Raw genomic sequence first — 12,471 nt, 5'->3', positions numbered from 1 at the left:
GGATGAGGCGTCATGCCACCCGAAACTCCCGATTCCCGAAGAAGGGCGCGGATCACCGCGCTCGACGTCATACGCGGCTTCGCGCTCTGCGGGATCCTCCTGGCCAACGTCCAGCCGATCTCCCACGTCGGCGACGCCCTCGTCCCCGTCCAGCACGCGGCGGAGACCCCTGGCGCGATGTGGATGGGGCTGCTGGTCGAGCAGCGGTTCTTCCCGATCTTCTCGCTGCTGTTCGGCATCGGCTTCTCGCTGCTCCTGGAGTCCGCGGCAGGGCGCACCGCCAGTCCGCGGCTGCTCCTGCTGCGCCGGCTCCTGGTGCTGCTCGCGATGGGGCTGGTGCACATGTTCGCGCTCTGGCGGGGCGACATCCTGACGATCTACGCCGTCGTCGGCCTGGTGGTGCTCCTGCCCTCGACCTGGCTGCCGCGCTGGGCCGTGACGGGCCTCGCCGTCGCGTTCCTCGCCGCGGCGCTGGCCTTCGGCGGCGGGACCGCGCTGGTCCCCGGGCTGTTCCTGGCCGGCTCCGCGCTGACCCGGTACGGGGTGATCGACCGGATCGAGCGCTCCGCCCCCGTGGCGCTGACCGTGCTCTTCGCGGCCGGCGCGGCGGTCGCCCTGTGGCTGCAGGCCCGCGCGCAGGACGGATCGCTCGCCGTCGGCGGGCTCCTGATGGCGGGCGTGTACGTGTGCGGCCTGCTGGTCCTGCTCAGGACGCCGCTCCGGCCGGTCCTGCAGGCCGTCTTCGCCCCGCTGGGCCGGATGGCGCTGACCAACTACCTGTCCGCCACGATCCTCGTCCTGGTGATCTCCAGGGCCGTGGCGGGCTCGCCGGAGACCTGGCCTGTGACGACGGTGCTGCTGATCGCCGGGGCGATCCTCGCGACCCAGTGGCTGGTCTCCACCCTCTGGCTGCGCCGCTTCCGGTACGGCCCCATGGAGTGGCTCTGGCGCTGGGCCACCTGGCTGCGCCGCCCGGCGATGCAGCGGATCGGGGACGGTGCGCGTTCCTAAGGCATGAACGGTGAGACAGTCGCTCGCGCGCCCGCGCCGCCCGAAGCCGAGGCGGTGCTGGCGAGTCTGTACCGCGAGCACTGGCTCGCCCTGGTGCGCCTGGCCGTGCTGCTCGTCGGCGACCGGGAGAGCGCCGAGGACGTCGTGCAGGACGTCTTCTCCAGGTTGCACGGCAAACGCCCCGGGAAGCTCACCCTGGCCTACGTCCGCGTCTGCGTGCTGAACGCCTCCCGCTCGGTCCTGCGCAGGCGCGGCGTGGCCGCCCGGGCGCCGCTGGCCGGGCCGGGCGGGCCGGTGGACTCCGCGGAGACGGCGGCGCTGCTGGGAGAGTCGCGCGAGGAGATGCTCGACGCGCTGGCCCGGCTGCCCAGGCGGCAGCGCGAGGTCCTCGTCCTGCGTTACTACCTCGATCTTTCCGACGCCGAGATCGCGAAGGCGACGCGCGTCAGGCAGAGCACCGTACGGTCCACCGCCTCCAGGGCCCTGGACCGGCTCCAGCGCGAACTGGGAGGCAAGGCATGACCGGCATCGAGGAACGCCTCAGGGACGCGCTGGCCGCCAGGGCCGAGTCCGTGCGCGACGACGGGCGGCCCCGCCGGCTGCCCGCGCCGCGCGAGCGGTCGTCCGGCGCGAGGTGGCGGGCGCCGCTGGCGGTGGCGGCCGCGATCCTGATCGTGGTGGCGGCCACCGTCGCGGTCACCCGTACGGTCACGTCGCCCGCCCCGGCGGTCCGGCCGACCCCCGCCACGTGGGCGCCCCCCATCGAGCAGGTGTGGCCGGGCACCGTGCACGAGATCCCGGCCAAGGGACCGGGCGGCGCGATGTTCATGCCGGACGTGTTCGTCAGCGACCGAGTCGTGGTGGGACGGGGATACCCCAAGCGCCAGCCTGACGAGATCTGGTCGTACGACCTGGACAAGCGGACGTTCACCAGGATCGCGCAGCTCGAGAAGAGGAGCCCGCCGTTCAGCCCGACGGTCTTCGGCGACGGTCACCTGGCGTGGTCGTCGATCCGCGGCCCCATGAAGGAGGTCTGGACGGTACCGGTCAAGGGTGGCGTGCCCCGCCGGATCTTCTCGGACCGCGCCACGGTCATCCGCGACAACATGGTCCTGGGGATCCGCCGCATGGCCATCGCGGACGGCATGGTCGTGTGGTCGCCCGACGAGGGCGGCGTCCACCGGGCCCCGCTGAAGGGTGGCAAGGCGACCTTGATCGACGGGACGAAGGGTTACAGCCTGGTCGAATGGCCCTGGGCCGGGTCGCCGCGAAATGACAACCTGGCGGACGACTTCAGCTGGCGTCCCGTGGAGCACCTGAAGAACGTGCTCACCGGCGAACGCAGGGACGTGGTCCCGCCCTCCGGAAGAACGTCGTGGACCGACTGCGGGGTGACGTGGTGCTTCAACGGTTCCGAGGCATGGCGGCGCGACGGCACGGGCCTGCGGAAGCTGCCGGGGAGCACCCACGGGGAGCTCGGTTCGGGCCGCTTCGTCCGGCTCCTCCAGGCGGCCTCCGGAAAACAGGCGATCGGCATGCACGACCTCGCCACGGGACGCACCGGCCGGCTGTTCCAGGTCTCGACGCGCACCACTCTTCACCTGCGGGACGGCATCGCCTGGTTCCAGACGGAACGGGACACCCTGGTCCTCGTCGATCTGTCCGCCATCGGCCGATGAGTTTCGCCGGCGACGCGAGTCATAGCCACGACGGTGAAACGACTGGAGGTTTCCATGACGACCACGCACACGCTCGCCATCCCGGGCGGACGCCTGAGCTACGAGGTCCGCGGCGCCGGCCCGGTGCTGGTGATCACGGGGTCGCCGATGGCCGCGGCCGACTTCGCGCCGCTGGCCGAGGCGATGGCGGGCGACTACACGGTGGTCACCCACGACCCGCGGGGCATCTCGGGCAGCGTGCTCGACGACCCCACCCAGGACTCCACCCCCGAGCTGCGGGCCGACGACCTGGCCCTGCTCCTGGACGCCCTGGGCGCCGAGACCGCCGACGTGTTCGGCAGCAGCGGCGGCGCGGTGACCGGCCTGGCGCTGGTGGCCCGGCACCCCGGCCGGGTCCGTACGCTCGTCGCGCACGAGCCGCCCTCGCTGGAGCTGCTCCCCGACGCCGCCGACCAGCGCGCCGCGACCGAGGACATCATCGCGACCTACCACCGGGACGGCGTCTGGGCGGCTTTTGCGAAGTTCATGGCAACCGCCGGGTTCGACCAGGGCGACGAGGGTGCCCCGGCCGGGCCTCCCGGGGAGCCGACGGAGCAGATGCTGGCCGACAGCGCGCGCTTCTTCGCCCATGAGCTGCGCGGCACCGCCCGCTACGTGCCCGACGTCGCCGCGCTGAAGGCCGCCCCGGCCCAGGTCGTGGTGGGCATCGGTGACGAGTCGGGCGGGCTGGTCACGTACCGGACCTCCGTGGCGCTGGCCGAGCTGCTGGGCACGGCTCCGACGGAGTTCCCCGGCGACCACGGCGGATTCATCGGCAGGACCGAGGAGTTCGCCGCGGTGCTGCGCAAGGTGCTCGCCGGCTGAGATCGACGGAAGACGCCTGCGGGCCCCGGGCGTTGGGGTGGAAGAACCCCTATGAGGAGGGCCGATGAGCAAGCGGGCACTGGTACTGGGTGGCGGCGGGGTCGCCGGGATCGCGTGGACGACGGGCGTGCTGGCGGCGCTCGCCGACGGCGGTGTGGACGTGACAGGGGCCGACCGCATCGTCGGCACGTCGGCGGGCTCGGCGGTCGCCGCCCAGGTCACCAGCGGCCGGCCGCTCTCCGAGCTGCTGGAGCGGCAGGTCGATCCCGCGCTCCAGACGCTCGAACTGCCCAGCGGGGTGCGGGTGGAGGAGATGTGGGCGAAGCTCATGGAGGTCTACGAGAGCACGTCCGACCCGGTCGAGCAGCGGCGGAAGATCGGCGCGCTGGCGCTGGCCGCCGACACGATCAGCGAGGCCAGGCGGCGCGAGGTGATCGAGGCCCGGCTGCCCGTGCACGAGTGGCCGCGGCGTGACCTGGTGATCGTGGCGGTCGAGGCGGTCAGCGGCGAGACCCGGCTGTTCGATCCCGGGTCGGGGGTGGAGCTGGTGGACGCGGTGGCGGCCAGCTGCGCGGTGCCCGGCGTGTGGCCGTGCGTAACGATCGACGGGGTCCGGTACATGGACGGCGGCGTGCGTACGAGCACCAACTCCGACCTCGCGGCCGGGTTCGACCGGGTGCTGGTGCTGGCCCCGATGCCCGACGTCGGCGAGCCGTCCTGGGCCGCGCTCGACGGCCGGGTCGAGGTGATCGGGCCGGACGCCGACTCGCTGGCCGCCTTCGGGATCGACCCGCTCGACCCGGCGGTACGCACGCCCAGCGCCCGAGCCGGTTACGCCCAGGGCCGCGGCGCGGTCGCCCAGGTGGCGGCGCTCTGGGAGTGAACGGCTTGAACCTCCCGCCACGGGAGGTTCTACGGTCGGGTGCGTGAGCGAAGACGCGCGTCGATGGACGATCGGGGAGCTGGCCAGGGCCTCCGGGGTGACCGTCAGGACGCTCTACCACTACGACGAGATCGGCCTGGTCAGGGCCGGCGAGCGGACGGCGTCCGGGCACCGTCGCTACACCGAGGCGGACCTGCGCAGGCTCTACCGGGTGCGCGCGCTGCGCGGCCTCGGACTGTCGCTGGACGAGATCGCCGAGGTCCTGAACAGGCCTGAGGACGACTTGGGGACGCTGCGCGACCTGCTCGGCGCGCAGCTCGCCGAGATCGAGATCCAGACCGCCCGGCTGGGGCAGCTGAAGCAGCAGATCAGCGGCCTCATGTGGCTGCTGGACAAGTCGGTCATGCCCGACGCCGAGCAGTTCATGGCCGCGCTCGAGATGATCTCGGTGTACGAGACGTACTTCGCCCAGGAGCTCCGCGACCACCTGGCCACGCGGCGGGCGGAGCTGGGCGAGGAGCGGCTGGCGGGCCTGCGGGCCGAATGGCTGGAGCTCGTCCGCGAGACCCGGGAGCTCCTCCTTGCGGGCACGCCCGTCGACGACCCCAGGGTGCAGGAGATCTCCGCGCGCTGGGAGGCCATGACCGCCGCGCTGCAGCCCGGCGACGAGCAGGTCAAGGAACGGCTCACCGCCGCGGGCATGGCGCTGTGGCGCGCCAACAGCGCCGGGGTCAGCGCGGAGATCAGCCGCCAGATCGACTGGCTGGGGGCGGGCGATCTGCCCGCCGTCATCGACTACCTCCAGCGCGCCAGGCAGGCGCGCGAGAGCGGAGAGTGACGCATGCGGTATCCCGACGCACCGGTACGCCCCCAGCACAACGAGGTCGGCGGGCTGACGTTCGACGATCCCTACCAGTGGCTGGAGGAGGACGGCCAGGACGTCCTGGCCTGGCAGGCGGCCCAGGACGAGCTGGCCAGGTCCTGGATCCACGGCTGGCCGCACCACGGCGCGCTCGCGGCCAGGGTCGGCGAGCTGGTCGAGCAGATGGACGCGCGCAACCTGGTGGTCCCCGTCCGGCACGGGCCCCGGTGGTTCAGCGGCCGGATCCCCGACGGGCGCGAGCTGATGGTCCTGGAGGTGGCCGACGCGCCCACCGGGCCCTGGCGTACCGTGATCGACCTCAACGAGCTGTCCGACGGCACGCCGCTGAGGATGTCCCCCAAGCCGTCGCCGGACGGGCGGCTCCTGGCGTACTCGCTGGACGCGGCGGGCCACGAGTTGCCCGTGCTCAAGGTGGTCGAGATCGACACCGGGAAGGTACTGCTCGACGGCGTGCCCCAGCAGCGGCCCGGCCTGGTGGCCTGGCTCCCTGACAGCAGCGGCTTCTTCTACATGGCCAACGAGACGGTCTCGGGGCCGCTGCGCTGGCGGCTGTTCTTCCACCGGCTCGGGGAGGAGCCGCCCACGGAGCCGGAGCCGCTGGACATCCCGCACATGTTCGCCATCCCCAAGATCTCCCCCGACGGGCGCTGGGCGGTGCTCCAGGTCGACCACCTCAGGCCCCGGCCGCACTTCCTGGCCCGGCTGGACGGCTCGGGCCGGGAATGGCGGGAGTTCGTCACCGACGCCGAGCACCTCTACAAGGGCGAGATCATCGGCGACGCGTACGTGTGCGTCACCACGGCCGGCGCGGCGCGCGGCCGCCTGGTCCGCATCCCCCTCGGCAGCCCCGGCGACCAGGACACCTGGACGGAGCTGGTGCCGGGCGGCGACGCGGTGCTGACCGGCGTGACCCCGGTGGGCGACCGGCTGGTGATCGGCGAGCTGGTGGACACGGTCTCCCGCGTCCGGATCCTCGACCCGGACGGCAAGGAGCTCGGCGAGGTCCCCCTGCCCGGCCCCGGCTCGGTCAGCTCGGTGGCCCAGGGAGTGGTCGCGCTCGGCGTGATGGACCAGGTCGTCGGCTGCGAGGACGCCATCACCTTCGGCTACACCTCTTACACGCAGGTGCCGACCGTCTACCACTACGAGCTGGAGTCGGGCACCCTGACCGCCCTGCAGGGCGGCGGGCACAGCCTGACCGGGCTGGTCACCACCCGCGTGTGGGCCACCTCCAAGGACGGCACGCGCATCCCCTGCACGCTGGTCCACCGGGCCGACCTGGACCGGACCGGGCCGCGGCCGACGCTGCTCCACGCGTACGGCGGCTTCAACGTCGCGGAGCTGGCCTCGTACCTCGGTCCCCTGGCCGCGTTCGTCGAGGCGGGCGGGATCTACGCGCACACCCACGTGCGCGGCGGCGGCGAGTTCGGCCTGGAGTGGTGGGAGGCGGGCCGGCTGCACGCCAAGCAGAACTCCTTCGACGACCTGTACGCCATCGCCGGCCGGCTGATCGCCGACGGGGTCACCGCCCCGGACCGGCTGGCCTTCCAGGGCGCCTCGAACGGCGGGATGCTCGCGGGCGTGGCCGCGACCCAGCGCCCCGACCTCTGGCGGGCGGTGGTCTGCGTCGCCCCGAAGCTGGACATGATGCGCGTGGCCCACGACCCGGTGGGAGCCGCCGCCACCCTGCCCGAGTACGGCAACCCGGCCGACCCGGCCGACGCGCCCGTGCTGATGGCCTACTCGCCGTACCACAACGTGCGGCCGGCGACGGCGTACCCGGCGATCCTGCTGGACGCGGGCGCGAACGACCCCCGCTGCCCGGCCTGGCACTCCCGCAAGTTCGCCGCCAGGGCGCAGGCCGCCACCACCGCCTCCCACCCGGTCCTGCTGCGCGTCTGGGCGGACGCCGGGCACGGCGGCACGAACTGGAGCACGATCGTTGCCCAGCAGACGGACTGGCTGGCCTTCGTCATGCGTGAGCTGGGCCTTCGCCCGGGCGACGACGTTCGCCAAACCGTGTCCTGACATGACCGTCATCAAGGAGTTCACTGGCGGAAGGGGGGCGATTCACGAGACCGGTCGATGGGCCGCGCACCACCGATCCGCAAGGAACGCGAGGTCGTGCAGATGAAGAAGATCCACCCCAAGGTCGAAGAAGCGGTCGACACCCTCAGGCTGACCCCGATCGCCAGGCGGCGCCTGCTCACCGGCGCCGGGCTGGCCAGCGCGTCGGCCGCGGCCTCCGCACTGCTGGCGGCATGCACCGCCGGCCAGGACAAGCCCGCCGCGAGCGGCGCGGCCGGGGCGGCGCCCGGCGACTTCCCCGCCACACCCAAGTGGAAGTTCGTGCTGGTCTGTCACGTCACCACGAACCCGTTCTTCACCCCCACCCAGTACGGCGCCCAGGACGCGTGCGCGCTGCTCGGCACCGAGTTCCAGTGGACGGGCTCGAAGGACTCGATCGTGGCCGAGATGGTCAACGCGTGCAACACCGCCGTCTCGGGCAAGGCCGACGGGTTGGCCGTGGCCGTCGTGGACAAGGCGGCCTTCCGCGACCCGGTCAACCGGGCGCTGGACGCGGGCATCCCCGTGGTGTCGTACAACGCGGACGGCTCCCGCGACGACAAGGGCACGAGCCGGCTGGCCTACATCGGGCAGGGCCTGTACGAGTCCGGCTACGCGCTCGGCCAGCGGGCGCTCCAGCAGGTGGAGTCGGGCGAGGTCGCCGGCTTCATCGCCACCCCTGGGGCCCTGAACATCCAGCCCAGGATCGACGGCGCCCAGCAGGCGTTCAAGGACTCGGGCAAGCCCATCAAGTTCACCCCGGTGGGTACGAACGCCGACGTCACCAAGGGCCTGTCGATCATCGACGCCTACGCGCAGGGCCACGCGAACCTGGCCGGCATGCTGGCCGTGGACGCCGGCTCCACCCAGTCGATCGGGCAGACGGTCAAGAAGTACAACATGCGGAGCAAGGGCCTCAAGGTGGCCGGAGGCTTCGACCTGGTGCCGGAGACGCTGGCCGCGATCAAGGCTGGCGACCTCGACTACACCATCGACCAGCAGCCCTACCTGCAGGGTTTCCTGCCGGTGCTCTACCTCTACCTCTACAAGCTGTCCGGCGGGCTGCTCTTCCCCTCCGAGACGAACACGGGCCTGCTGTTCGTGACGAAGGACAACGTGGGCCCGTACCAGACGACCAAGACGCGCTTCGAGGGCTCCGACACCGCGCAGAAGCTGGTGGAACGTTCGGGCGCCATCGCCCATGCGTAGATTCCGGGAGGAGTTCCTGAAGCACCGCGAGGCCGGCGTCCTGGTGGTGGCGATCGCTCTGGGGCTGTACTTCATGTCGGTCACGGACGTCTTCCTGACCGGGGACAACCTGGTCAACATCACCCAGGCCGCCGCGCCCACGGCCATCGTCGCGTGCGGGACCGTACTGCTGCTGGTCAGCGGGGAGATCGACCTGTCGGTCGGCGTGGTGGCGGCGCTGGCGCCGTTCATGATGCACTACGCGATCGACTTCTGGGGGTTCCCGGCGCTGCCGGCGATCCTGCTGGCGCTGCTGACCGGGACCGCGATCGGGTTCGCGAACGGGTTCGTGACCGTGGTGCTGCGGGTGCCGTCGTTCGTGACGACGCTGGGCACCTTCTACGCGGTGACCGGCATCGTGCTCACCACGTCGCACGCCTACCCCGCCGAGATCCCGGCCGCGGTGGACGGGACGATCGGGTTGTGGCTGGGCGCCTATCCGTGGGCCCACCTGGCGTGGGCCGCGGCGATCGTGATCGTCCTGCACGTGCTGCTGGCGCGTACCAGGTGGGGGTTGCACACGATCGCGGTCGGGGGCAACCCGCTGGGGGCGTCGGAGGCGGGCGTCCGCACCGCGCGCATCAAAATCGGAAATTTCATGATTGGCGGGACTCTGGGGGCGTTCGCCGGGCTGATCGAGGCGTTCCGGATCCACACCATCGACCCGAACATCGGCGGCGGCACCGGCCTGATGTTCACCGCGGTGTCGGCCGCGGTGATCGGCGGCACGGCGCTGGCCGGCGGCTCCGGGACGATCGTCGGCGGCGCGATCGGGGCCCTCGTCCTGGCCGTCCTCCAGAACGGCATGAACCTCATCGGCATCTCCGCCAACCCCTACTTCCTCATCCTGGGCGGCGCGATCCTGCTCTCCATGATCGCGAACGTCTCCCTGACCCGGCTGCGAAGGGCGGGACGGACATGACCGAGGTCCTGCGCACCGAGTCGCTGTCCAAGCGGTTCGGGGCGGTGACCGCGCTGCGGGACGTCAGCCTGACCCTGACGCGGGGCGAGGTGCTCGGCCTGATCGGCGACAACGGCGCGGGCAAGTCCACGCTGGTCAAGCTCCTGTGCGGGTTCCACCAGCCGGACTCGGGCCGGATCCTGCTCGACGGCGAGGAGGTGGCGCTCAGGTCGGTGCGCCAGGCCAGGTCACTGGGGATCGACATCGTCTACCAGGACCTCGCGCTCATCAACGAGCTCAGCGTCTACCACAACATGTTCCTGGGCCGGGAGCACGTCGGGTTCGCGCGGCTGCTGAGCAACCGGCGCATGCGCCGCCTGGCCACCGAGCACCTGGACGCCATGGGAGTGCGCATCCCGTCGGTGGACGTCGAGGTCGCCAAGCTGTCGGGCGGCCAGCGGCAGGCCATCGCAGTCGCCCGCTCGGTCTACTCGCGCTCGCGGATCCTGCTGCTCGACGAGCCGCTGGCCGCGATGGGGGCCAAGGAGGGGGCGCTGATCCTCGACCTGGTCAGCGACCTGAAGGCGCGCGGCGAGGTATCCATCGTGATCATCGCGCACAACTACGCGCAGATCCTGGAGGTGTGCGACCGGGTCAACCTGCTCCAGCACGGCACGATCACGTTCGACAAGCCCACCGCCGACACCTCGCTCCAGGAGCTCACGGACCTGGTCGTGCAGGAGTACCGCAGGGCGCGCGGCGGCGGTCACTAGCGGAGCCGCACGGTTGTGGAGGCGCCCTCCCGGCCGACCAGGCCGTCGAAGGTGAACGTCTCCCCCGCCCACGTGACGGTCAGCTCGTCGAGGTCGCACCGGGGGTCCGACACGGTCAGCGTGTCCCCGCGCACCAGCACCGCGCACGGGGCCGAGGCGGTCAGGCCGCCCGCGGTCCCGGCGTCCCAGAAGTTCGCCGCGGTGAGGCCCAGCGAGGGCACGTGGACGGCCTGCAGGCGGCCGGTGTTGGCGAGCACGCGCACCCAGCCGGGGTCGGCCGCCCGCGCGCTGGTCTCCTCCTGGCCGGCGCCCGGCATGAGCAGGTAGACGTATCCGGCCGAGCGCGGATCGACGCCGTGGTCGAGCCAGAGCGTCACGTAGTCGCGGGTCACGCCGCCGCCGGCGCGGCGCTCGCGCAGCGTGCGCAGGGGCCCGCGCACGACGTAGCCGCCGTGCCCTTCGAGGTGGGCCCAGCCCTCCCGCACCGTCAGCGCGGCGCCGGTCCTGCGGTTGTCCACGACCGTCTCGACGGGCACGCCGTCCTCCGCGGTGATGCCCGCGCCCAGGCACACGATCGCGTCGTCGAGGAAGAACCACGACCTGAACGCCTCCATCGTGCTCTCCAGGCCGTTCAGGTGCTGGCCGACGGTGGCGTACGTGCCGTCCGTGGCCCCGCCCACCCACCGGCCCGGCGGGCAGGTGTCGCCCCAGTCTCCGCCCGCGCCGTCGGGCAGCCTCTTGGTGGAGACGGTCGTCCCGGGCAGCCGGTAGGGGTCCACGGTGGGCCAGAAGTCGTCCGAATACTGGTCGCCGTGGCCCGTCGCCCACCAATAGAGCATCCCCGAGCCGGTGTGCCAGCCGCGCAGGTTCTCGCCGTTGCCGTGCTCGTAGTGGCCGATCCTGGAGGAGGCCATGCTGAGCGCCGCGCACCAGCCCGGCCTGCGGTGCACGGCCCGGGCGCTCATCGGCAGCAGCCGGTGCCCGACCGGCTCCTGCGCCGCGGGCACGGAGGCGTCGTCCACGACCGCGGCCAGCCGGGCGTGGAAGGCGGGCTCGGGGTGCTCCAGCATCGGCCGGTACGTGTCGCGTACCGCCCAGCCCTTGACCATGGCGTGCCAGCGCGCCCGCTCGGCGGCCGGGGCGCCCTCCCCCAGCAGCAGGACCGCGGCGGCGATCTCCCGCCCGCGCTCGTGGTCGCCGAACGGCTTCCTGGCGACTCCCCTGCCGCGGACCAGGTCCATGCAGGCGCCGTCGCGGACGAAGGGGGCGAACGACCGCTCGACCATGTCGAACACGTTCTGGTCGGAGACCTCCCACGGCGTGCCCCGCAGCACCGCGAACATCGTCGCCAGCCCCGACAGCAGCGTCACCCCGTAGGCCCCCTGGTAGGGCACGTGCGTGTGCTGGATGAACGACCCGTCCCGGTAGAACCCGTCGCCCTCGCCGACGAGGCGGAACACCGGCGCGAGCGCGGACGCCGCCAGCGCCGCCCTGCCGTGGTCGGCGTCGAGCATGGCCCGCAGCAGCATCACCAGGCACAGGTCCACGCGGTTGGCCGCGGTGCTGTTGCCCCTGTACCGGCCGAGCCGGCGTTCCGGCACGAAGTGGTCGACCGCGTCCCGCAGCCGCGCGCTCTGCGGCTCGGGCAGGCCGGCGAGCACCGCCGCGTCGAGCAGCGCCTTCGGCACGCCGATCTGCCAGTGCCACCAGTTGCCGGTCGCCTCGGCGCCGTCGGCGTACACGCTCCGCCGGTAGTGGTCCACCCCTTCCGCGACCGCCGCCGCCAGCCCAGCGTCGCCGGTCAGGCCGGTGCCCTCCAGCACGTACGCCTGCGCCATGGCCCGCAGCCGCCGCGGCGTGGTCACGAAGGAGGGGAACGCCTGGTCGGGCCAGAGCGAGGCGCGGCCGGGGGCCATGGTGTCGCGGTGGCGGGCGGCCGTTCTGCCCAGTCTGTCCAGCCAGGTCCGGTACGGCTCGGCGGCCGGGTCGTACCCGCCGCCCACCGTGACCTCCCGCCAGCGGCGGCGTAAGCGGAGGAAGGAGTCGTCCGGGGTGTGCGCGGGGTCGGCGGGCACCAGCGCGCCGAGCAGCCCGGCCGCGGTCACGCCGCCGAGCCGGAGGAACGAGCGCCTGGTTGGCCGGTGCACGCCTCGATTATCGGG

11 protein-coding genes are annotated in these 12,471 nt (G+C 72.5%); 10 read left to right on the top strand and 1 reads right to left on the bottom strand.

The window, feature by feature from the left end; genetic code table 11:
* The first annotated feature begins 12 nt into the window (after positions 1-12).
* The 10 genes from AB0J87_RS49290 to AB0J87_RS49245 all read left to right on the top strand — a co-directional run bounded on the left by AB0J87_RS49290 (position 13) and on the right by AB0J87_RS49245 (position 10,309).
* Positions 13-1,011, top strand: a complete 999-nt coding sequence (locus AB0J87_RS49290; RefSeq protein ID WP_363979112.1) for a DUF418 domain-containing protein — start codon at positions 13-15, stop codon at positions 1,009-1,011.
* A gap of 3 nt (positions 1,012-1,014) precedes the next feature.
* The gene (locus AB0J87_RS49285; RefSeq protein ID WP_363979109.1) at positions 1,015-1,533 is read left to right on the top strand and encodes a sigma-70 family RNA polymerase sigma factor; all 519 of its coding nucleotides are present in this window, start codon (positions 1,015-1,017) and stop codon (positions 1,531-1,533) included.
* Positions 1,530-2,690 (top strand): hypothetical protein, encoded by a 1,161-nt coding sequence (locus AB0J87_RS49280; RefSeq protein WP_363979106.1) that lies wholly within the window; start codon positions 1,530-1,532, stop codon positions 2,688-2,690. Before AB0J87_RS49285 ends, AB0J87_RS49280 begins: the two co-directional genes overlap by 4 nt.
* Before the next feature lie 54 nt (positions 2,691-2,744).
* On the top strand, positions 2,745-3,554 hold the full coding sequence (locus AB0J87_RS49275) for an alpha/beta hydrolase (protein WP_363979103.1): 810 nt from the start codon (positions 2,745-2,747) through the stop codon (positions 3,552-3,554).
* A 64-nt stretch (positions 3,555-3,618) separates the two neighbouring features.
* The gene (locus AB0J87_RS49270) at positions 3,619-4,437 is read left to right on the top strand and encodes a patatin-like phospholipase family protein (RefSeq protein WP_363979100.1); all 819 of its coding nucleotides are present in this window, start codon (positions 3,619-3,621) and stop codon (positions 4,435-4,437) included.
* 43 nt (positions 4,438-4,480) lie between these two features.
* Complete coding sequence (locus AB0J87_RS49265) at positions 4,481-5,275, top strand: MerR family transcriptional regulator (RefSeq protein ID WP_363979097.1); 795 nt, start codon at positions 4,481-4,483, stop codon at positions 5,273-5,275.
* A 3-nt stretch (positions 5,276-5,278) separates the two neighbouring features.
* Positions 5,279-7,348, top strand: a complete 2,070-nt coding sequence (locus AB0J87_RS49260) for a prolyl oligopeptidase family serine peptidase (protein ID WP_363979094.1) — start codon at positions 5,279-5,281, stop codon at positions 7,346-7,348.
* Between the two features lie 57 nt (positions 7,349-7,405).
* Positions 7,406-8,596 carry a sugar ABC transporter substrate-binding protein gene (locus AB0J87_RS49255; RefSeq protein WP_363979092.1) on the top strand — a complete coding sequence of 397 codons (1,191 nt, stop codon included), beginning with the start codon at positions 7,406-7,408 and terminating at the stop codon, positions 8,594-8,596.
* Complete coding sequence (locus tag AB0J87_RS49250; RefSeq protein WP_363979089.1) at positions 8,589-9,557, top strand: ABC transporter permease; 969 nt, start codon at positions 8,589-8,591, stop codon at positions 9,555-9,557. The genes AB0J87_RS49255 and AB0J87_RS49250 overlap by 8 nt, the downstream gene beginning before the upstream one ends.
* Complete coding sequence (locus AB0J87_RS49245) at positions 9,554-10,309, top strand: ATP-binding cassette domain-containing protein (RefSeq protein ID WP_350723970.1); 756 nt, start codon at positions 9,554-9,556, stop codon at positions 10,307-10,309. The genes AB0J87_RS49250 and AB0J87_RS49245 overlap by 4 nt, the downstream gene beginning before the upstream one ends.
* On the opposite strand, the gene AB0J87_RS49240 is transcribed toward AB0J87_RS49245, so the two are convergent.
* The gene (locus tag AB0J87_RS49240) at positions 10,306-12,456 is read right to left on the bottom strand and encodes a polysaccharide lyase 8 family protein (protein ID WP_363979085.1); all 2,151 of its coding nucleotides are present in this window, start codon (positions 12,454-12,456) and stop codon (positions 10,306-10,308) included. The genes AB0J87_RS49245 and AB0J87_RS49240 overlap by 4 nt on opposite strands.
* Positions 12,457-12,471: the final 15 nt, after the last annotated feature.

The organism is Nonomuraea sp. NPDC049625 (assembly GCF_040675285.1).
Classification (GTDB): Bacteria; Actinomycetota; Actinomycetes; order Streptosporangiales; family Streptosporangiaceae; genus Nonomuraea; species Nonomuraea angiospora_A.
This window is presented reverse-complemented; position numbering and strand designations above follow the sequence as displayed.

Excerpts from the sequence above, each read along its gene's own strand:
- AB0J87_RS49290 (WP_363979112.1), top strand. The coding sequence starts at position 13 with ATGCCACCCGAAACTCCCGATTCCCGAAGAAGGGCGCGGATCACCGCG.
- AB0J87_RS49285 (WP_363979109.1), top strand. The coding sequence starts at position 1,015 with ATGAACGGTGAGACAGTCGCTCGCGCGCCCGCGCCGCCCGAAGCCGAG.
- AB0J87_RS49280 (WP_363979106.1), top strand. The coding sequence starts at position 1,530 with ATGACCGGCATCGAGGAACGCCTCAGGGACGCGCTGGCCGCCAGGGCC.
- AB0J87_RS49275 (WP_363979103.1), top strand. The coding sequence starts at position 2,745 with ATGACGACCACGCACACGCTCGCCATCCCGGGCGGACGCCTGAGCTAC.
- AB0J87_RS49270 (WP_363979100.1), top strand. The coding sequence starts at position 3,619 with ATGAGCAAGCGGGCACTGGTACTGGGTGGCGGCGGGGTCGCCGGGATC.
- AB0J87_RS49260 (WP_363979094.1), top strand. The coding sequence starts at position 5,279 with ATGCGGTATCCCGACGCACCGGTACGCCCCCAGCACAACGAGGTCGGC.
- AB0J87_RS49255 (WP_363979092.1), top strand. The coding sequence starts at position 7,406 with ATGGGCCGCGCACCACCGATCCGCAAGGAACGCGAGGTCGTGCAGATG.
- AB0J87_RS49250 (WP_363979089.1), top strand. The coding sequence starts at position 8,589 with ATGCGTAGATTCCGGGAGGAGTTCCTGAAGCACCGCGAGGCCGGCGTC.
- AB0J87_RS49245 (WP_350723970.1), top strand. The coding sequence starts at position 9,554 with ATGACCGAGGTCCTGCGCACCGAGTCGCTGTCCAAGCGGTTCGGGGCG.